Origin of the sequence: Adonisia turfae CCMR0081 (genome assembly GCF_011009555.1) — a bacterium.
Classification (GTDB): Bacteria; Cyanobacteriota; Cyanobacteriia; order Phormidesmidales; family Phormidesmidaceae; genus Leptothoe; species Leptothoe turfae.
This window is the reverse complement of the sequence record NZ_QXHD01000004.1, coordinates 3780700-3802573: the sequence shown is the minus strand read 5'-3', so window position 1 is coordinate 3802573 and position 21874 is coordinate 3780700. Positions and strand designations below refer to the sequence as shown.

At 47.4% G+C, this 21874-nt stretch carries 15 protein-coding genes and 2 pseudogenes; 4 read left to right on the top strand and 13 right to left on the bottom strand.

Going from position 1 to position 21874, the window contains the following annotated elements; translation table 11 throughout:
- Positions 1–2769, bottom strand: a 2769-nt coding sequence (locus tag DXZ20_RS20460) for a glycerophosphodiester phosphodiesterase family protein (RefSeq protein WP_163703563.1), incomplete at its 3' end; no start/stop codon positions are given.
- 415 nt (positions 2770–3184) lie between these two features.
- Between DXZ20_RS20460 and DXZ20_RS20455 the strand changes: the two genes are divergently transcribed.
- On the top strand, positions 3185–4855 hold the full coding sequence (locus DXZ20_RS20455; protein ID WP_250565852.1) for a GspE/PulE family protein: 1671 nt from the start codon (positions 3185–3187) through the stop codon (positions 4853–4855).
- 147 nt (positions 4856–5002) lie between these two features.
- On the opposite strand, the gene DXZ20_RS20450 is transcribed toward DXZ20_RS20455, so the two are convergent.
- The 6 genes from DXZ20_RS20450 to DXZ20_RS20425 form a co-directional block, all read right to left on the bottom strand.
- Positions 5003–6421 carry an alkaline phosphatase PhoX gene (locus tag DXZ20_RS20450; RefSeq protein WP_348918714.1) on the bottom strand — a complete coding sequence of 473 codons (1419 nt, stop codon included), beginning with the start codon at positions 6419–6421 and terminating at the stop codon, positions 5003–5005.
- A gap of 346 nt (positions 6422–6767) precedes the next feature.
- On the bottom strand, positions 6768–7241 hold the full coding sequence (locus tag DXZ20_RS20445) for a hypothetical protein (RefSeq protein WP_163700199.1): 474 nt from the start codon (positions 7239–7241) through the stop codon (positions 6768–6770).
- Between the two features lie 194 nt (positions 7242–7435).
- On the bottom strand, positions 7436–7990 hold the full coding sequence (locus tag DXZ20_RS20440) for a PEP-CTERM sorting domain-containing protein (protein ID WP_163700197.1): 555 nt from the start codon (positions 7988–7990) through the stop codon (positions 7436–7438).
- A 104-nt stretch (positions 7991–8094) separates the two neighbouring features.
- The gene (locus tag DXZ20_RS20435; RefSeq protein ID WP_163700194.1) at positions 8095–10053 is read right to left on the bottom strand and encodes a PhoX family protein; all 1959 of its coding nucleotides are present in this window, start codon (positions 10051–10053) and stop codon (positions 8095–8097) included.
- Between the two features lie 144 nt (positions 10054–10197).
- Entirely contained in the window at positions 10198–10725 is a 528-nt protein-coding gene (locus tag DXZ20_RS20430) for a hypothetical protein (protein WP_163700192.1), read from the bottom strand.
- A 440-nt stretch (positions 10726–11165) separates the two neighbouring features.
- Complete coding sequence (locus DXZ20_RS20425; RefSeq protein WP_163700190.1) at positions 11166–14408, bottom strand: CHRD domain-containing protein; 3243 nt, start codon at positions 14406–14408, stop codon at positions 11166–11168.
- A gap of 451 nt (positions 14409–14859) precedes the next feature.
- Between DXZ20_RS20425 and DXZ20_RS20420 the strand changes: the two are divergent.
- Positions 14860–14979, top strand: a pseudogene (locus tag DXZ20_RS20420) (SDR family NAD(P)-dependent oxidoreductase); the annotation flags it as partial.
- A 608-nt stretch (positions 14980–15587) separates the two neighbouring features.
- Here the strand turns inward: DXZ20_RS20420 and DXZ20_RS20415 are convergent.
- Positions 15588–16187, bottom strand: a complete 600-nt coding sequence (locus DXZ20_RS20415; protein WP_163700187.1) for a superoxide dismutase — start codon at positions 16185–16187, stop codon at positions 15588–15590.
- Between the two features lie 538 nt (positions 16188–16725).
- Here DXZ20_RS20415 and DXZ20_RS20410 point away from each other — a divergent pair.
- Together DXZ20_RS20410 and DXZ20_RS20405 are read left to right on the top strand one after the other, a co-directional pair.
- Entirely contained in the window at positions 16726–17166 is a 441-nt protein-coding gene (locus DXZ20_RS20410) for an Lrp/AsnC family transcriptional regulator (RefSeq protein ID WP_163700184.1), read from the top strand.
- Between the two features lie 42 nt (positions 17167–17208).
- The gene (locus tag DXZ20_RS20405) at positions 17209–17553 is read left to right on the top strand and encodes a cupin domain-containing protein (RefSeq protein WP_163700180.1); all 345 of its coding nucleotides are present in this window, start codon (positions 17209–17211) and stop codon (positions 17551–17553) included.
- Between the two features lie 232 nt (positions 17554–17785).
- Here DXZ20_RS20405 and DXZ20_RS38770 read toward each other — a convergent pair.
- From DXZ20_RS38770 to DXZ20_RS20375, 5 genes and pseudogenes are all read right to left on the bottom strand, one after another.
- Positions 17786–18857, bottom strand: a pseudogene (locus DXZ20_RS38770) (ISAs1 family transposase); the annotation flags it as partial.
- Between the two features lie 153 nt (positions 18858–19010).
- Positions 19011–19385, bottom strand: coding sequence for a hypothetical protein (locus tag DXZ20_RS20390; RefSeq protein WP_163700170.1), 375 nt, complete (start codon positions 19383–19385; stop codon positions 19011–19013).
- A 190-nt stretch (positions 19386–19575) separates the two neighbouring features.
- Complete coding sequence (locus DXZ20_RS20385; RefSeq protein WP_163700167.1) at positions 19576–19980, bottom strand: putative toxin-antitoxin system toxin component, PIN family; 405 nt, start codon at positions 19978–19980, stop codon at positions 19576–19578.
- Between the two features lies 1 nt (position 19981).
- The gene (locus DXZ20_RS20380) at positions 19982–20203 is read right to left on the bottom strand and encodes a hypothetical protein (RefSeq protein ID WP_348918713.1); all 222 of its coding nucleotides are present in this window, start codon (positions 20201–20203) and stop codon (positions 19982–19984) included.
- 64 nt (positions 20204–20267) lie between these two features.
- On the bottom strand, positions 20268–21476 hold the full coding sequence (locus DXZ20_RS20375; protein ID WP_163700162.1) for a hypothetical protein: 1209 nt from the start codon (positions 21474–21476) through the stop codon (positions 20268–20270).
- Between the last annotated feature and the right edge of the window lie 398 nt (positions 21477–21874).

Sequence of the window (21874 nt, the reverse complement as noted above, 5' to 3'; positions counted from 1 at the left end):
TAAGGTGAGAAAACGCTCTTCATCCCGCAGGGTGTAGGGGTGAACTTGCAGCCCTGCATCGTGGGCGAAGTCAATGAGAGGAAAGACCCCTCCAGTCAGGCGAGTGGTGATTTCCGCAACACCATCTCCGTTACCGTCTACGGGTGTTGCCAGGGGCTCACGCAGCAGGATGTTGTTTTTCCAGGGGCCAATTCCGTCGGCATAGCTGCTAATTTCAGTAATGGCTTCAGCATTGGCCAGGGAGTTATAGCCTGGGTTTTCAAAATCTAGGAAGGGGAGCAGGTCACCGTAGATGGCCCCTTTCTCAGCTTCAGATAGATCGGCATTGGCCACCAGGTCATAGGGCACGGAGAAACCGCCACCGCCTTCATTGATAAAGGCACCTTCAGTATCGCCAAAGAGCTGCACCAATTGCAGATCATCTAAACCAGCCTCAGGGAGGATTTCGTTCCGTAGGTCTAGCAGGTTCTGAATTTCAAAGGACTGGATAAAGATGCGATCGCGATCTGTAAATCCGGTATCCACCAGGGTTTGCACCAGGGGTTCTTCTAACGATAGCCCTTGCTGATCAAAGAAGGTGGGGTGCTTGGTTTCGGGATAAATACCAATGTCACGGCCCACTGCGGCGCTGACTTCCTGAACCAGTTCGATGACTTCCTCAAACGTAGGAATTTCAAACTCGTTGTTAAATTCCTGATTGCGGTATGGGCGGGACTGAACCGCCCGTAGCTGCTTGATTTCTGCCAGGGTGAAGTCTTCAGCAAAATAAGCCGTAATTTCTTCCCCATCCAGCATCTTGGTGGACATGCGTTCAGCACCAAACACCTCGGCCACGTTAGTGGTGTCGTCAAGCATAGGCTCGTGGCGAGCGATCAGTACACCATCAGAGGTGATCACCAGGTCAGGCTCAACAAAATCAGCCCCTTGATAAATGGCTAAACGATAGGCTTCTAAGGTGTGCTCAGGAAAATCACCGCTGGCCCCCCGGTGACCAATCACTAATGGAGTTTGACCATTAAGGGTATTAAAGTCAAAGTCAGGATTATTGGGAGAGCGCACCTCGCCGGACGTCAACCGATCTACGACAGGATCTCCTGTGCGAGGGAAGTCAGTAAAGAAGCCATCGGCACCAATGTCAACCAGCTGCTGAAACTCTTGCTCTGGTGTTTGGGGTGTGCCGTCAGGATTTAGGGTGAGAAAACGTTCTTCATCGCGCAGGGTATAGGGATGCACCTGCAAATCAGCGCCATGGGCATCATCGATGAAGGAGGTAACTTCTCCGGTGAGACGAGTTGTGATTTCGGCCACACCGTCACCATTACCATCCACTGGAGTCTCCAAAGCTTCCCGGATAAGAATATTGTTCTTCCAAGGACCTGCCCCTTCGGCATATTGCTCGCTGATCACCTGCAAAAATTCAGCGCTATCCAGATCGCTATATACGGTGGTGCTAGACAGGGGATTCTCCACCGCCGCTAAAAAGTCTGCACCATAAATGGCTTCTAGATCGTTACCCTGCTCCACATTAAAGCGGATGTCGTAGGGAGCCGAGAAACCGTTATCTACAGGTGCATCGGGCAAGGTGTTGCCATATAGCTGCACCAGGGGAATATCGCCCAGACCTTCTGCATCTAGCTGGTCCTGAAGTTCAATCAGGTTCTGGAACTCAAAGGACTGGATAAAGATGCGGTTGGGATCGGTAAATCCAGTCCGCTGTAGGGTTTCAATTAAGGGTTCTTCTAGAGACAGTCCCTGCTGGTCAAAGAACGTGGGGTGCTTGGTCTCAGGATAGATGCCAACTTGTACACCGGTTTCAGCTTCAACTGCTTGCACCAGTTCGATCACTTCCTCAAAGGTGGGAATCTCAAACAATCCATCAAAGGCCGGATCGCGAAAGTCACGGGATTGGACGGCCCGCAGTTGTTTAATCTCTTCTAGGGTAAAATCTTCGGCAAAGTAGCCAGTGATCTCAACACCGTCCAATAGTTTTGTGGCCATGCGCTCGGGTCCAAACACCTCGGCCACGTTAGTGGTGTCATCTAAAAGCGGCTCATGGCGGGCAATGAGAACACCGTCAGAGGTGGTGACTAAGTCGGGTTCAATAAAGTCAGCCCCCGCTGCGATCGCAGCCCGATACGCTGCTAAGGTGTGCTCTGGAAAGTCACCGCTAGCTCCTCGATGCCCAATGACTAAAGGATCTTGACCATTAAGGGTGTTGAGATCAACTGGATTGGGAGTGGCAATGGGTGCTTCTAAGAGTTCACCCTCACTGTTGAAGTGCAATAGATAAGGACCAAACTCCTCACCCACCCAGATATCACCGTTATTATCAATAACAAATGACTCAATATCAAAGTCAGCACCGGTCAAAAGACGCTCGGCACTCTCTTCATTTTGAATATCGAAGGGAATTAAATTATCGGGATCGCTCAGTTGAACAAACCCTTGCAGATCTACGCTACCATCACCACCTTGACCCTGAAAATTTGGTCGAGCCTGGTAAATGCGCAACAGATAGTCGGTACTGTTACTTTCACCGCCAAAGCCGTTGTCAGATAAAAACCAAAATGTTCTAGCGTCGGTATCAGGCGCGAATTGTACGGCACTAAACCCCTGCACTGGCTGGCCATTAAAGGGACCGGTGCGGCCATTTGCAGAGATGGGTTGAATGCGATTGGCCGCATCAATCCGACCGTTGTCTGTCCCAGACGGAGGACCATCAGCGAAAGTGTCGGCTGATAGGGAAGCAAACCCTCTTAAGGTGACCATCTTTACCTCTGAACTATGTGATTAGTAGATAACTATTGATGTGGAGACCTTGAACACTCCCAGTAAGGAAGTGAAGAACAATCTCCGTCGTTCCGGGTGGTAACAATCCCCCAGGAGGTAATATTCAGGAGCAAGGTTAACAAAACATTTTCGAACCATTAAACAAACTGGCTACGGGTGCCAGATTATCGTTCAAGGCATGTGGTGCAAATGGTGTAAGAATTATGTTGGCTAATAATTTTCGTAAAGTTGCTGCGATTATTGGCAGCGGCGACTAAACCTTAACCTGTTTTAATCTCTTCTTCATCCACATCAGGAATAATCTAAACGGGGGTTAAGCATGGGTGTCAGCGCTTTTGAACACAGTGTAGGGCCATGCTTATGTCCATCCTTTTTAACTGGCAATGGGTTTTCTATGGTGCTTGATTCCGATTTATTGACGGCGTGGCAACAGCTTAGAAATGGTCAAATTGACTGTCAGCGAGCATTACAGCTGTTGCGGGATGACCAGGGAGCCCTGAATCTAACCCTGCTGGATGACGAAGTCTGCCAACGATTTTTTCAGCTGTTCCCTGACGCACAGCAGCTGCCGCCGGTGGTGCCCCTATTGCTGTGGCGCAATTGTTACTATCTGGGCAGTCCTGTTGCCCTGACCCCTGAGGTAGAACAGCAGGTTTGCGATCGCACCCTCACCCAGGTCAAAATTTTATCCATTACAGAAAAAAGCTATCGCTGCTGGCACCACACCCGCCACTTTGACGTAAATTGCATCGGTGCGGCCCCTTTAGTTAACCCCCTCACCGGTAGCCAGGACGCAGAAGATATTAGCGAAACAACAGAGCTATTTTTGTCAAAGGCGGCAGGCCAGATCGAGCGGATTAAAACCATTATTGCCAGTGCTCTACGCAACCGGGCCAGCGACATTCATCTAGAGCCCACCACCGAAGGTCTACAGGTGCGCTATCGCATTGATGGCGTCCTGCGTAACGTCACAAAACTACCCTTAGACATTAGCCGCCGGGTGATTGTTGCCCTCAAGGTAATGGCCAGCATGGACATTGCCGACAGCCGTCGACCCCATGATGGCCGCATTGGTGAACAATATATGTCTGGGGATGGCAATGCCCTGGGCATGGATATGCGAGTCAGCACGCTTCCCTGTGTCTGTGGAGAAAAGGCCGTTATCCGGCTTTTACCCCGCAAAAATCCGTTCTCCACCATTGATAAACTGGGGTTTTCTCCCAAAGTATTGCCCACCTACAAAACCTGGTTAGAACAGCCCCAGGGCCTAATTATCTTCACCGGTCCCACCGGCTCTGGTAAAACCAGTACCCTATACACCAGTTTGCAGGCCATTGCTAAAGAGCATGTCAATGTGGTCACCGTGGAAGACCCGGTGGAATATGTTCTGCCCCGGATTACCCAAACCCAGGTAAATGAAGCAGCCGGCATGACCTTTGCCGCAGGATTACGGGCCATTCTCCGGCAAGATCCTGACATTATTATGTTAGGCGAAGTGCGGGATCACGAGACAGCAGAAACTGCCGTGCGAGCGGCTTTAACGGGGCACCTCGTCTTTACTACGCTCCATACTAACGATGCCGTTGGCGCAATTCCCCGGCTTCAGGATATTGGTCCCGATCCTAGCTTGATCAGCGATGCACTGCTGGGTGTCGTGGCCCAGCGGCTAGTCCGTCGTATTTGTCCCCACTGCATAGAGTCTTATCCAGCTACCGAGACAGACTTTAAACGATTAGGGATACTGCCATCCCAGATTAAAGCCAACCCTGTTTTACACCGAGGTCGTGGCTGCAACCATTGTTTAGGTTCAGGTTATCTAGGTCGTGAGGCAATTGTGGAACTGCTTGAAGTGGATGAACCCATTCGGGAAATTATCCACAGTGGCAACATGATCGACTTACACCGTTACTTAAGGGAAACTGACTTTATGTCCTTCCGTCAGGCCGCCATCGAAAAAGTATTTGCCGGTGTCACCAGCATTGATGAAGTTTTTCGCGTCTTACCCCGCAGTGCTTTGCGTGTAACCAATTCACAGCACAAGCAATTATCACAACTAACGGCTTAGGCCCAGGATACAGTGCCCTGTTGGGAGCGGATCAAGAAACAATAAGGTACTCTCAAATTTCGGCTCAAGAAAAACAATATCTCTCATAAAAAAGGGCCTCAGGACTAATCCCAAGACCCATTCGCTCATCCGTCACAAACACCAAATCTATACAGTGATGGGTTGACCGTCGGTTCTGTACATCATGATAGTGATACCAGGTGTTTGAATGTTAAAGAACATCTTGGTGCCATCAGCAGAGAAACATCCGCCAGCAAACTCACTGCCTTCAAAGCCAGGCGTAATGTTCTTAGCAAATTTGAACAGACCACCGTCGGGAGTAACTCCAACAACAAAGATGTCGCCGCCGCCATCTTCAAATAGATAGAGACTGCCATCGGCGGGAGAAACAGTAATGTTGTCTGGGTTATCCAGTACCGCTTCGTCAGTGGACTCCACAAAGAGTGTAGCGGTTTCAGTCACATCGTCATAGCACCAGACTTGACCCTGACCAGCATCACCACCGCTGGTACAGACCCAGTAAATCTTATCGTTGCCAGCCCAGGCACCTTCACCACGGGCAAAGATGGCACCGCCCAGTCCCTGAGCATCAAAGCGGAGGGTATCTGTATCGGGATTAACGTTGACACCATTAGCGGTGAGGCTCACCCATCTTACCCGTTGGGGCTGGTTTAATAGAGAAAGCACACCAGTACGAGTATCCTGAAGACCACTTTCAAAGGTGAGTACCTGTAGTTCACCGCCATCTGTCAGATTACCTGGAGTGTTGGGGATATAGCGATAAATGCAGCTGTCGCCACGGTCTTCAGTCTCATAGACATAGCCAGTGGCAGGATCGACAGCGACAGCTTCGTGGTTAAAGCGACCCATTTCAATCAGGGGCACGGGGTTAACTAAACCGCCACGGGCAGGCACTTCAAAGTTAAAGCCGTGCTTTTGAGTAATGGCAGGGTTGTCAGCAGGAACACTAGTGTTCTCTTCACAGCTAATCCAGCTTCCCCAGGGAGTCGGACCACCGGCACAGTTACGGATAGTACCTGCTAGAGAAACATAATCCCGTAGAACTTGACCACGATCGGTAATGATCATGGTGGACGTACCACCAGCCCCTACACCGGGACCCCCATCACCGTCAAATCTGTCGTAGGCTCTCTGTAAACCAGTACCGTCAGTAAAACCGGAACCATCATCTTCACCAGGGCTGAGTTCGTGGTTTTGCACTAGAATATGTGTACCGCGAGGGCCTTGAAAACAAGCCATACCATCATGGTCACTGGGGCAAGGCTTACCATCACTCATCTTCATGCCACTGACGTGGAAAACGCAGTATTCAAAATCAGCAGGTACCTCTAAAATTGCTCCTGCGGACTGGAGATTGTAGACTGGGCTGAATCGAGGGTCAATATTTGCAGGTAGCTTAGGAACCAGAGGACCAAATGGGTTAGCAGTAGGGTTTTGCCCAAAGGCTTTTTTAGCGACAAGGGCCTGTAGGGGGGCAATAGCCAGTGCGCCAGCAGCACCAGCTCCCATATAACCAAAAAACTTACGGCGAGATAGGGAAACCACTATGTTCTCTCCTCTCTAAGAACACATACAAAAATCAAGGCATTAACTCACACGGAACTCCCATCGACAGATGGCAACTGAGGCCATGGTTATGACGACTAAGATAAGAATGCTTTCGAGATATCAGGCGGCAGCCACACTACAGATATCCATCAAAAAAGAGCAGTTTAAAATCACTCTTTTTATAAACCAGCTGCCATGCCTATGGAATAGAATGTTCAGATTCTAGCAACCGTTTTAGGATAAGTAGTTAAGGTGGGATTAAAGAGAGTTTAGTGTTTTTTCTTCTTTGGGTAGGGGGCTACATTTCAGTTGATGCGATCGCTAATCATGCGCCCTCTTCCCACTAATCAAGCTCATCAATAAAAGCCGCATTTTCAATAATGGGTCGACGACGCGCCACCTGAGAACGAGGTGGCGTTGAGTTAGGCTGGGTGTATCCCAACAACATTCGGACACTTGGACTATAGTGAGCCCAGTTTTGAATATCGGGTTGCTGTTGCCACTGGTCACGAGAAATGTCTGCTACTAAAACAGGCAGCACCTGTCCATTGCGATGGACAAGGACAGTCAACTTGATGGGAGCCGCATCAGGATTTGTTGCAAAGACATTAGACATTGTATCATTTGCCGTGCCGACCACCTGCTCGATCAAACGTCCATAGGTGCGCACCTGATCTGCTGAGATGGTAACAGTCAGCGATGGGGATGCTGCCTGATTAGTCGGCACTTGCGCTACCGTCGTTGCTCCTGAAATCCGGCATCCCAACAACACTAGTAGACCACTTAAACACAAGCCAGACAAGAGTTTTAGCATCATCGCATATCCTTTGGTGTTATGACTTAGTTAAAAGAGACACCAAACATTAGGCAAACGTCTTGAACATTCCAATAAGAGGACGTTAATAAAGGGTTAGGACAAGACTATTAACCACAATCTTTAAAGCACAAAACCCCAGGCAACTGCCTGGGGTTTTGTATTAAAAAGTCAATTTTTTCGGCTTAACAGTTTAATTAAGCCGCTTGCTTTTGACGCTTGGCTACAGCTGCTGCTCCTGCTACGGCCAAAAGACCCAGTAGAGTCGCAGGCTCAGGAACAGGTTCAGGATCAGAGACTGAAATTGTACCAAGTGCAGTTAGATCACCATCGGAAATTGTACCTGCACCAAAGTTGTCTACAAACAAAAACTCTAGATCAAGACCAAAATCATCAGAGCTGTAGAGACCCTGATCAAGACCGTCAGTCAACCCAAGTTCATTAGGTGTACCGTCTACAAAGAAGCCAGTATTGTCAAGCAAACTGGCAAACTCACCGTCAGAGGAGGAAATAGTAAATGCGTCTACTTCGCTATTACCACTCCAGCTCCACTCCCAAGAATCAAACTCATCACCGGAGACAACACCATCAGTGGCAGCTGTACCTTCAGCAATAAAGAAACCACTAATGAAAGCATCTTCAGCAAAAAAACCAGTGTAGTCAACACTCCACTTGAAGAGAGCTGCATCGGCAGGTGCTGCAAAAGCCGTTACGCCCAGTGTAGCAGCCACTGCAAAAACAATTCGTTTCATAATTCTGTCTATGAATAAACCAGGTAAATAAATGGACTAAACTGCGTCAGGTCCCCCAAAGCTCGCCCTGTTCTGGTTTGAGCCAGAACAGGGTGGGATACTAATTAGGAGCCAACAATGCCGCCATCCTTACGGGTGATGACAATCGTACAATCGCGAGGAATTGTAATACCATCCGTCGGTGCCGGGAAGTTGGTTGCCGCTGGATTGCCGTTACCGGGATGCTGGGTATTGATGAACAGAGTCTTGCGATCAGGCGTGTATGCGACACCAGTGATTTCATCACCACTCACACCAACGAAGAGACGACGAATCTCACCTGTTTCAGGATTAGCAACCAAGCACTGGTCTTGCAGACCCTTCTGCTGACCACCATCGGTTTCAATAAACAAACGCCCATCGGGGTCAGCCCATAGACCGTCGGGATCGCTAAACGTCCGCTCATCGCCTTCAGCGTGGGTCTCATCTGCAAAGATGACGTGTTCCCAGGTAAATGTGGTGCCAACGTGATTATTTGAGTCCCGTGTTTTCAGAATGTAACCATCGGGGTTGGGTGCCCGGAGATTTACAGCATCCGCTGTTTCACGTCGGCTGTTGTTGGTCATCGCCCAGAAACAATCACCAGTTGGTCCGACGGTTACCCACTCAGGACGATCCATGGGAGTTGCTCCCAAGATGTCAGCCGCCACACGAGTAAATACCAGGACGTCTCCCTGATTTCTAAATAGAGATTGTCCCTGTTCGTCTACAGCATCACGGATGGCAGGATTACTGTATGTAATTTCCATCCACTCGCCGGTATTATCATCATTGAACTTCGCGACATATAGCTTACCGTAGTCCAATGGACTCAGACCGCGAGCAACCATGGAACGCCAACTTGCCTGAGACACAAACTTATAACAGTAGTCGAAGCGCTGGTCATCACCCATGTAACCAACGTAACGACCACCTGCACCCACGGTCCCACCAACACCTTCGTGCTTAAAGCGACCCATCGCCGTCCGCTTCACAGGCTTTGCAGTTGGGTTTTCTGGATCAATTTCCACAACCCATCCAAAACGATTACGCTCATTCACATAACCAGGATTAGAGGTATCACAACGGACATCAAAAACGGTGCCATTGTTACCGCCCCATGCATACCCAAAGCCTTCAGCCGTTACACCGTAGCGCTCATCAGCCCCGGTGAGAGGGCTCCCCTCACCCAACGCAGGATCATCGGGAGGGTTAGACTGGTCGACTTGAGAGTTGTTGAAGTAACCGTTAAAGTTCTCTTCACAGGTCAGGTAAGTGCCCCAAGGTGTGAAGCCGTTGGCACAGTTATTGACAGTTCCTTTGAACTCATTACCAGCAGGGTTTTGCAATAGAGAGCTATTGGCTGCAGGGCCGCTGAAAGCAACCGGTGTGTTGAAGGTGACTCGACGATTCTTGGGGCTGTCCAATACAACCTGCCACGTACCGTTAACTTTCTGAATTTCCACACAGGCAACGCCGTGGGCATGCTCCATCGTGCGAACATCTGCCAGCGACTCAGGAAGATCCTTGCCCAGGACATGGGGAGTACGGCCAAACTCATGGTTAATGCACAGTACACCCTTTGTATTGCTGGTGCCATTCTCAGGGAAGAAGTGCATCCCGTCGTGACCAATACCCACTTGCTTTAGCTGAGCATCAGCGGTAGTTCGGTTGACCGGATCCCCTGCATATTCTGGGACGCCAGACTCCAGTGGAGTTCCCCAAGGAATCAGGACATCGTACTGATAATCAGAGGAGATGTGGGGCACTCTGCTGTCCACAATAGCCTCTGCAATAGTCACTGGACTAAAGCCAATGTCAGGGCTAAGACTCTGAGCAAAAAGAGACTCGGTTAAACTAGTTCCAGGAGAACTTGCAGCGGCGGTTTTACTGGTTAAACCGTTGCCTACAAGCGCACTAGCAAAACTTGCGGCAGACAAGACAGCACTGCGCTTTAGCAGATTGCGCCGTGACATGTTTGCCTTCAATACATCATGGAAAGGGCGATTGCCCGAGCGATTGCTGGGGATTTCATCATGAAGCATGGAAATTTGATCTCCTCTCTTGAATCGTAGTTGCACTATCAAAGAACGGGGGCTTAAACCCTCCATAGCTGACCCTTCAGAGCTGACAAGTTGCAGTCTCCTAATGAGAAGCCTTTCTTACCAAAGACACCTTGTTGTGAACAGCTAATCCACAAAATCCACATAGGACTGCACAGTTCTACCATTCAGTCGACCGGCGTCAAACTGTCGATCAAACTGGGTCGCAATCCCCCGCGACGCAACAGGCGAGGAACGACGAGATGGCGAAGCGGCCACCTGGGGAGGCGACTGGCTATCATGTCGTCGAATCAAAGCATATGCGCTGTAGTACTTGGTCCAAGCACTGACTTGCGGTTTCTCTTGCCACTGTGTCCGAGAAACGGTTGTGGTTAAAACTGGTATCACATCGCCATTACGACTACCCAACACAACAATTTCGATCGCAGCCAAGCTGGGATCGGCATCAAAGTGCTGGTTAATTTCTTGGCTCACCATAGACTCAGCGCGACTAATCAAGTCATCGCTAGATGTCCGACTATAAATGGGCATCTCCAAAAGAACTGGCCCATCTGAATTCGCTAAAGCTGATTCGAAAAACGCACCTATGGAAAACGTGCCAGCAAGGCAGGCTGCCATAGAGATACCGCCTAGCAAGAGCTTGCTAGACCACATAGAAAGACGATTAGCCAACATATTTGGCAGTACTTGTGTAATAAAAAATCAGACAGCACCAGTAATCTGGCTCAGCCCATTTATCCCCTACAGCCTATGGTTCCACAAACAAACTTTTTACAGGTTAATGGGAGGTTAATGGGAGATTTTAACTAGTTAAAGAGTGTAAGTATTTTTACAAAGACAACTATTGATAAAAGCTATAAAAGTGCTCTTATCAAAGAATATAACCTATGCGCACAGGAATGTATGCGTCCTTGATCCCTGGCTGTTTTAATTGTATTTTTAGATTTCCTAGGTAAATATCTGTAAAAAGGGGTATTCTCCAGCGGTTCTCAACAATAGCTTCTTTTATGTAGTGTTAGCTTGGTCTTTGAAGTGAATGCAAACAAACGCAGCTGAGTTAGCCCTCAGCTGCGTTTGTTTTAGCGCTACAGAATCTAGAGATTGGTAAAGCTATTCTCTGTAAGCTCTTCTGTGGCCACACCTTTCAGAGTTGCTAACACTTCGTTGCCAGCAATGATGTCATTCCCCGATAGGGTGAGTTGATTAAAGCTCAGACCGCTGGATAGGCCAATGCGGTCGATGTCAACTGCAAAATCAGTGATGGTATCAATACCGCCGCCAATCATCAAGATAAAGGTGTCATAGCCTTTACCGCCAGAGAGCTGATCATCACCAGCACCACCGTCTAAGACGTCATTGCCTGAACTACCCAGTAACACGTCGTTACCTTCGCCACCTTTTAGGATGTCGTTACCGATACCACCCTGAATAATATCGTGGCCGACGTTACCCGAAAGATGGTCGTTACCCATACCACCTTTTACAACATCATTGCCGCTGCCGCCTTTAAGGGTGTCATCGCCCTGGCCACCAAATAGCTTGTCGTCGCCCGCCTCACCCTTCAGCGAGTCGTCACCAACACCACCATCTAGATCATCGTTACCGCTGCCGCCTTTCAAGGTGTCGTCACCAATGCCGCCCTGGAGGAAATCATCGCCATTGTTGCCAGAAATATAGTCGTCGCCCATGCCACCTTTCAAGATGTCATCGCCATTACCGCCTTTGAGCGCATCATTGTCCTGGCCACCAAACAACTTGTCATTACCCGCCTCACCGTTAAGCAGATCGTTACCGGTACTACCCTCTAGCTCGTCGTTGCCATCTCCACCTTTGAGGGTGTCGTCACCCGTGCCGCCTTTGAGGATATCGTGGCCATCGTCACCCAAAATCCGGTCGTTGCCGGGTCCGCCCCTTAAGGTATCATTGCCACCCTTACCGCGAATACGTTGGTTACCGGGGCCACCAACAATGGTGTCACCAGCATCAGTACCGATAAGGGTTTCTGTCGGTGGCGTCGTCAGCAAACGTTTGTCTGAGTCGAACAAGGGTGTCACTTGCCCGCGAATTGCACCGGGGGTTCCCAACTTGTCGGACTCAACGGTGTGAATCTGAATGTAGAGTTTGCCGGATTGCAGCTCATCGATAAACTCGCTGAGGGGTTTCGTCTCTGGACCGTCATTGGTGTCACCATCTCCGTTTAGATCGGTAGCGTCGCTATCGTTCCAAATACCAGTGATGATGCCATTTTCAAAGTCCACCACAAGATTGTCGTCATCTTCGCTGGGGAGCCCAAAAATATTTAGGGTATGGGGACCATTTTCGCCTTCAGGACCTACATGTAAGTGAATGCGAGTAACATCATTGAGTTCAGTGCGATCAGTAATGTTTTGTTTTAGGGCAATCCCGTCCAGTTTGATCTGGTACGCTAGGCCACTGCCATCCTCCGCCAGGATAAAGGTGGCGGTTGCTCTGGCAGTGGAATCAGGAATTACTGCATCCTGAACCACTTGTGCGCCATCGGCTACCAGAGTAAAGATATTTGCCTTGAGAGGTTGTTCAATCTGACCGCGAATGGTGTCCGGTGTGCCTAGCTGATCAGCTACTACGTCGTGGATCTGGCGATCAAGATCCCCAGCTTCTAGCTCATCAATCGGCTGGCTAAGAGGTTGGGTCTCATTGGGGTCACTGGTGTCGCCATCACCCCTTAAGTCGCTGACGTCATGGTCGTCCCCCACCGCTTTGATCATGCCCTTGTCAAATGAGTCGATGGGGGTGATTTGGCCACGGGCACTGCCGGGTGTGCCCAGTCTGTCGGCAGCGGCGTCGTGGATTTGGATGTAAAGGTCCCCGGCCCGCAGTGCTTGAATAAACTGGCTGAGGGGTTTGGTTTCAGGACCATCATTGGTGTCACCATCCCCGTTTAGGTCGGTGGCATCGTTGTTGTCCCACATGCCGGTAATGATGCCGTTTTCGTAGTCCACCACGAGATTATTGTCGTCTTCGCTGGGTAACCCGAAAATATTCAGGGTGTGGGGACCGTTGGCACCGCGTTCACCCGCATGGATATGAATCTTGGTAACATCGTGGTCTTCGGTGCGAGCGGCGGGATCTGCTTTGAGGGTGAAACCGTTGAGTTTGATTTGGTAGGCTAAACCGCTGCCGTCTTCTGCCAGGATAAAGGTGATTTTGGCGGTGCCGGTGCCATCGGTGATGGTTGGATCTTGAACAACCTGGGGGCCGTTTGCGATCGCAACAAAAATCTCCTGCGATGATGCCTTGGGTTCAGTCACCGAAGTATCCAGCTGCCCCCGAATAGTCCCTGGAGTACCTAGCTTATCGGCAGCTACATCATGAATCTGTAGATAAAGCTGACGCACCTCTAGCTCGTCAATCAGTTGACTCAGGGGTTTGGTTTCAGGACCATCATCGGTATCCCCATCACCATTTAGGTCAGTGGCATCATCATCGCCCCAGACACCAGTAATAACGTTACTCCCATAGTCAACGAGAAGATTATTATCGTCTTCGCTAGGCTTCCCAAAGATATTCAGAGCGTGGGGACCGTTTTGGCCCTCACCTCCCTGGTGAACATGAATCTTGGTAACATCATTATCTGCCGTGCGGCTAGCTGGAACCTCTTTTAGATCTAGACCATCAAATTCGATTTGATAGGCCAGCAACTCACCCCCTTTGAGGGGCGTAAACGTAGCCGTGGCCGTGGCCGTTGCATCAGGAATTGCGGTATCCTGCACCACCTTTTCACCTTCAGCCAAGAGAGTAAAGCTGTTTTCTGATTTTAGAGGCGTAATCTGACCGCGCACTGCACCGGGCGTCCCCAACTTATCAGATGCAACATCGTGAACCTGGATATAGAGTTCGCCAGCCTTCAGAGCCTCAAGAAAATCGCTGAGGGGTTTTGACTCGGGACCATCATCCGTATCGCCATCACCATTCAGGTCTCTAGCGTCACTATCTTCCCAGAGACCTGTAATGATGCCGTTTTCATAGTCAACAACGAGATCATCGTCGTCTTCACTAGGACGTCCAAAAATATTTAGGGTATGTCCACCGTTGGTACCGGGTGCACCTATATGGAAGTGGATTTTAGTAACATCGTTATCTGCTGTGCGGCTGAGGGGATCTTCCTTGAGGGCTAGGCCGTTGAGTTGAATCTTGTAAGTCAGACCACTACCATCCTCAGCCAGAATGAAATTCACGATGGCAGTAGCCGTGGAATCAATAATAGTGTCGTCTTGCACCACCTGCTCACCATCAGCTAAGGCAATAAAGGCAGGTGTTGATTGGTGTACTCCCGAGGGTATCAGGCGATCAGTCATGGTTTCTGTAAAACGGCTAAACAATTCCTACGCGAAAATGCTGACCCTGGTAAGATTTTAACTAAATTGAAAGCTGTAAGTATCAAGAGGATGTCAAATTTAGTAAGGGCAAATAAAAATAAGTTATGAAGCCTTCACCATGGGCAAAACCCAAAAAATCCAAAGCTAGCGGAGGATTAAGGCTGACTATGCCTACTTTTCCTGACCCTGTGGATCCGGTGCTATGGGCAATACAGTCTTAGCGACGTTGGATTTACAGGTTATGAACGTTCACGGCTTCATAGTCAGCGATCGCATGCTTGAGAAAATTAGGCAATAATCTGCGAGGTTTGTGTATTTAGAGTTAGCTGCGCCAAACCTATGATGAACTCATCCAAAAACGCAATGAAAGGATAAGGCAATGGCTCTATTGCCGGTTCGAGCCATTGTGTCGTACATAAGGAAAGTCATCATGTTAAATGCAAAAAACAAAATCATTGCTATCACGGGAGCCAGTAGTGGTATTGGCGAAGTGAGCGCCAAGTTGCTGGCCCAGAACGGTGCGAAAGTTGTTCTAGGGGCACGACGAACCCAAATTATTGTCCGACCGACCGCCAGCGCATTCTGAAGAGAATCACTCAAAGTATAAGACCGTTATTGTAGCGAAGCAAAACCATAAACAGAAAACTCTCAGCGGTCATCGTAGCGAGGAGAATGGTAACAAAGATCGCCCTGACGATCTTTCAAAATGGAGCGAGCTTTTCTGTTCAACGGATATTTCTGACTAATTCCGATAAACAAGAAAGGTCATTATCATGATTAAACCATTTCGTTCTCACACAATATTGATAGAAGGGTGCCTCAATCGAGCATCAACGTATTTCTTAGCTCTCTTGATAGCATCTGTTCGGGTTAAAGCACAGGGGACAGCGACAGCACAGCCCATCTTGTAATTTGCCCATACGGAATAAAAGATTTGACCGTTTTCCTCACTTTGGTCTACATCTAGCCGCCATTCTCGGTAAGTAAACGACCAAATAATATGAGGGAAATCAGGGTTCAACATCATGACTAGGTTGTATAAGCATTATTGAACAGCTCCACCCCGCTGAGGTAGAGCTGTGTAGTAAGACCTCAAGCCAAACTACAGAGTCAGATTGGCACTAGGATTTGAAGAAGATAGCATAGACTCTGTATTCCTTAGGCCACTGCGAGGTTTTGAGCGGCAAAATCCCAATTCACCAGGTTATCTAAGAAGGCTCCAATGTAGTCAGGTCGCTTATTTTGGTAATCTAAATAGTAAGCATGCTCCCAGACATCCATGGTCAGTAGAGGAACCTGTCCATGGGTGAGAGGGTTATCGGCATTCAGGGTTTTTGTCACCTTGAGTGTGCCGTTATCCAAGACTAACCAAGCCCAGCCACTGCCGAACTGACTGGCCCCAGCAGTTTTGAAAGCTTCTGCAAATTTCTCAAGGCTACCAAAATCAGTCTCAATTTTCTTGGCCAAATCGCCTGTGGGCTTACCGCCACCATTTGGCTTCATGCTGTTCCAATAAAAGGTATGGTTCCAAGCTTGGGCAGCGTTGTTAAACACTCCGGTTTTTTCAGCATCGCCTGCGATTGCTTTAATGACATCTTCAATGGGCTTGTTGTCTAAGTCTGTCCCTTGAACAGCGGCATTGAACTTACTGACGTAAGCTGCGTGATGCTTGTCGTGGTGAAACTCCAAGGTGCTCTTTGAGATGTAAGGTTCAAGAGCGGTGTAGTCGTAAGGTAAAACCGGAAGCTTGTAAGCCATAAGTTCTGAATCCTCTCTCAACAAAACAAAATATGCTGCCTATGGACAGGCAGAACTGAGACGCAGTCAACAGTTCAAAAAATGCACTTATGCAGCATTTCAACTATGCGACAGCCTAAAAGCATAAGCTTGATACTGTGATTAACACAGCCTCAAACTATCAAATCATCTAAAGAAGATCTATACCCCTAGGAGGCATATGTTTAGCCAGCGATAACAGCACCCATGGCTGCCCTAAGCACAAGCTCAGCAGTGACAGCTAACGTCGAAGTTGTGCGGCTGTGCAGTACTTTCCAATCTTAGCCGATACTTTCCGCTCAAACCGCTCCAACGTAGTGTTATGCGGTTCACTCTCTTATCCCAAGCTGACGTTTCGTCAGCCCAGAGCTGCTTAAACAGATATTGCCCCTACAGCAAATGACGTTTCGTCAGACTTTGAGTATTTTTATTTACAACAATATATTTTAGGGCTTAAGTTTGATGACGAAGCGTTGATAAAATTGCCTATGTATACAACTTTAGTTTGATAATTCTAGAGATGGATATAACCGACCGACAGATTATCAGCCTTTTACGGCAGAATAGTCGGCTTAGCCAAGAGCAAATTGCACGAGCCGTGAATCTCTCTAGACCGGCTATTCATGAACGACTCAAGCGATTAGAAGCAAATCGAGTCATCCGTGGTTACACAGCATTAATAGATTGGAGTGCGATTGAATTATCTTTAACTGTTTTCATTGGGATCGGCATTGATTTAACTCCCTGCACAGAAGTATTTGCAGAGATCAAAGCGCTGAGTAATGATGAAGTATTTGTTGAAGAATGTCATCGTGTTACTGGTGAATGGTGTTTGCTTCTAAAAGTTCATGCATCTTCAACAAAATCTCTCCAGGATTTTCTGGATCATCTTCGTGCAATCCCTGGCATTAAAAGCACAATGACAAATATTGCACTCTCTATCCTTGGCGAAGCTTTATAGGGGCTCACAAATTTAACGTCTTGAATAAATGGAGGAAATATAATGTTGGGTCAACTTGGGCAGCTACAGAAGCTAGATATAAACAATTTGACAGAAGATATCAGAGAGGAGTGGAAAAACTTTGAGGTCAGCGATATCAATGATCATGTTGTTCGACTCAGCGTTACCCAAAAAGAATTTCACTGGCACTCTCACACTAACAGTGATGAATTTTTCTTTGTCATTGATGGAGAATTATTCATTGATTTAGAAGATCGAACTGAAAGGCTAAGTTCGGGCCAAATGATGACAATTCCCAAAACTGTCAAGCATCGAACTAGGGCCAATCGACGAACAATCGTTCTTTGTTTTGAATCAAAAGATAATGACGTACAAGGAGATGGATAGATGAGTTGATATCGCCCTTCATGGGTTCTACTCACGGCAGGCCCCCAGCAGGGTGATGGTAGTGAGGGTGAGCAAGAGTTGATATCGCCCTTCATGGGTTCTACTCACGGCAGGGGCGATCGTTTAAGCTCAAACCTGTATAACGCCTGCGATTAACCAGTCGCAGCGATTAAATTTAATATTAAAAGCGGCCCGAACTGCGGCTTGGGTCCATTGGCACAGGGAGAATTCATTTAAGAAAGGAAAGAATTGTTGGAATGTCATGAGCTAAGAATCGCCTAGCTTTGGTCAAAGAATGATAGCCATTATGCCGTGCAACATTGATGACCATATTTCGAATAATGGACCAGTTGGTCGCGGCATTGAACGCGGCAAAGGGAGCGTGGTCTTCTCCCATGACCACATCTTTGACCCAATGCACTAGATTTTCAATCCCCCAATGCCCCCGAATGCCTTGAGCAAAGGATTCAGCCGTAGCCTGTAGGGAACTGATATAGTAATGAACTTCATGGAAAAGGTTGCCTTCTCTGAGACCACAGCGGGTGACCTCAATGATTGAGGATAGACCTGGCCAATCCAGGTCAATATTCGTCAGGTCTTTAACAACGTTAACAATCCAACAAACATACCGATTACGACTCGTGTCAATTTCAATGAACTGGTCATAGTCACTGGCTTGGATGGCCGCATTGACTGTCAGCTGTGCCTGTTGATAGAGGGTGGGTTGATTCGCCTTGAGGGTAATCACATAGTCATTGTCATCGTCTATTATTTGTTCAGTTGTTTTTTTGGGCATGGATAGCATCCAGGGTGAACACCACCGAGGTCAGATGCAGACGATCTAAGAGGGTTTGGACAGCCTTGATTTCATTCGTCTGATGGGTTTCAAATTTCTCGGTAGCCAGCACCGTCTCTTGAGATTGGGCATATAACGACACTAAGGTGACAAAATTTTGATACTCTGTGCCACCCTCAATAACAGTCCCTTTAATACTTTTGCCATCGAGACTCATCCAATCGTTGGCATTGATATCGGTATATTGCATGGCCCACCGTTCAAAATGAGCATTGAGGACTTGAAAGTTAAGACGCTCCAAGATCCGTCGAAAGGTTGTATCAGAGGGTAATCGGTTGTTCTTCAGAGTTAATTCTAGGGCGTCACAGAGGACCGAGTAGTGACGGATGCCAAAGTCTTCCAAGGCGGCATAACCCTGACAACCACTCATTGTCCCCATCACAATCAGCAACAAGATCAACCAAAGAGGATATCGACGACCTTTGCCAGAGCGAAAATCACGAATAGTTTTCAATTCTTCGATTAGACTGACCGACATTCTCAACACCTCAAACATAAGTTATTCAGGCATTGTAGTTTTTATACCTTGAACGAATTCTCCCTGGGTCCATTGGCATGTTATGCCACGATTGATACCCAAAGAGGTAACAACGTATCATAGTTATAGCGTCGGTTCATCCATATTGGAAGTTTTGTTCGGTCGCCAAATCTCTTGCCAGTTCGGAAATGCAGCGGCCCAGTTCTGGGCATCCTCTTGAGTCTGGAACCAGCATCGTTCATCTTCCTTTAGCTGTCGAACAACTTCTGGATGATACGCGACCTTGGGGCGAAAATTCTCAACGTGCATTACACTAACGACGCAGGTTATGAATTTTCGGCTCTTGCGATGAAGCCCAACGCACACCACACCGTCGCAAGTCCCAGCGTAACAACCGCCAATGTAAACCTTTGTGCCGCCACGAAATTGTCTAGTTCCAGATTTCGATTCAATACCACCTTCGCCATATGGGTGATCGCGTTTGATGTTTGCCACCACGCACCAAACTCCTCCTGTGATTTGCAACGCGTCATCGATCATGTTTTTTGAGCTTCGATGATATCCTGATCCTAAGGTATTCATCCGCCAATTGGCATAACGAGGAGCTGAGCGGCGGTCAACACTTTTTTCATCTATGCCAGGATTATACATTCCGTCCGCTCCTGCGCAGGGTTATATGGATAGACTACTAACTAAAAGATTCTAGGAAACTCTTCGCATTAAGTATTTGAGCACCACGATACGTTCCCAAAACTAATAAATCCTCATCCCCAGTAACAATGTAATTCGCTTTACCGCTTGCTGCGAGATTCAGAAAATTGTCATCTTTAGGATCTCTACAGATCTTTAAATCTTCCAACACTTCGATGAGTTCTGCTCTTAAGAGAAGTGCTTCTAAAAATTCTTCACGCTCATCGAGTGTTAAGTATTTGTCAAATTTTGGACGATTGATAACTTCAGCCAATTCAGCAATAGTTTCTGAAGAAATCAAAATAATTCCATTAGCTAAGGCAAAGTAAAGTGCCCTCCCTGGTACTGAATTCTTGAAAAGAAGAGCGCTAATTATAGTGTTAGTATCAAAAATGCAACGCAATTTACGACTCGGCTAATATAGCATCAAGTATTTCTGGAGTTAATCCTCGTTCCTGAGCTTTGCGACTCATATCTTCCATTACTTCTTCTAAGGACCGGATTTTTCTGATCACCTCTTTCAATTTGAGGTTAAGTAGTAAATCGATTTTGCGTCGATCTATCTCCGACGACGCTTCATAGGCACTTGCTGTGTCCGTATCTACACGGACTGTAATTGTACGCATTTCCATGTACGACCTCCCAGTAGTTTACTTAGAAAATGTCCTCATTAATCAAGATTTACCCATTTTAACTTGAAGGCTCTAAAATCAGGTATCCATCAACTGCTTCAGATTGAGCTATTGAAGCAATTTGTGTTTCAAAGTCTGTAGGAGTAGTACCTGATGCTTCTAGTAATCTATATTGCTCAACATAGCCTTCTAAGACATTATTACGAGCTACAAGTTTTTGAAAAGAAGGTAGCACTTTTGTTTGTTGTCGGTCTGTTTCTTCTTCTACAACCTGTCCTGTATATCGGCTGGCCAAGTTAAATAAGGAAGATGTAATCTTTTCAGCACCTTTACCAACCTCAACGTAACCATCTTCTGAATACCAAGGACGAGTTTTAGCTCTCAGTTCATCAATCCATCCGTAACCTTTTTCTTCGCCATAAGCAAAATCTAACCAGTCTGCCAAGGTTGAAACAGGTAAATCTTGAGAAAAGTCGCTAAAGAGAAAGCGTTCGGGGTTATTAGATAAGAGTAGATCATTAGCAATTCGCCTGGATTGCTCTTTCCAGAAAATATGAGTTTCTAGAATATCCCTAAATGCCATATCTAGCATTTCTAACTCAGCTAAGCAGTGGGCATGCGCTAAAGACGTAAGACAGAAATACTCTTCGTAAGCCATTGCCGTTTCTATAGTGTCGGCATTTTGCAAAAGCTCTTTATACTTAATACTAACTGGAGCAAAAACATTTTTTGCATTGAAGAGTATTGTGTGACGATGATTAAGATTTTTTACATCGGCTATGCTGAGCAAATCACGCAATGCAGCACCAAGCTTTGCCCTCTCCTCAAGTGCCAGTAAAGCGCGGATTGCCTTAACTTCTTGCTGAATTTCATTTAATTTTCCCTCAAGCTTTTTAAGCTTTGCATTTAGTACAGTGAAGCCGACAGCGCAAACAGCTAAATTTAATCCTGACAAAAGCATAGTTCCATGTGCTATCTGGAATAGTTGGTTGACGCTTGCTGTAAGATTACCAACTTGCCCAGATAGCCTATGTAGCTGATACGTATTCACTGCTCCTAAAGCACTAGTCATCGGAGCAAATAATGGTGATGTCAGTGATTGACTGGCTACTGGGAGCAAATGCCGAACAATTTGCCCCGCATTCTCAGTGCCACTAGCCCATCGAATCACTCCACCGTATTGCTTATATTGTCCAGTAAGTAGCCCTGTTATAACCTCTGGTGGGATAGCCCTAGTGACAGTTAAACCAAGAAGAGACTCTGACATCGAAGTTCACTTAACCTATTTCTTAATGTCTCAAGGATATATGCAGTCAAGGATACCCACTTTCCGGAGAGTCACAGCAGGTATAGAATCCATATAACTATATATTCAGTGTCAGATCTGACGGATAAGATCCATATTTCCGGATCTTATCCGTCAGTGTTAGGTAATAACATCCTTATTTACAGAACTTATATGCAACTCTTGACGTATAACTCCGGGAAAACAGGTTGTTATCCGTCACATTTGACAGTTAAGTATGGTGGATAGGTGCTCATACGTCACATTTGACAGTTGTACCTACCTACGGGATTTATACGGCTAGGCAGCTGCTGTTTTGACCGTTATACCGTTGCTATAACCCTATGGGCATGGGCAAGCCTAACGCATAGTATCTCCAA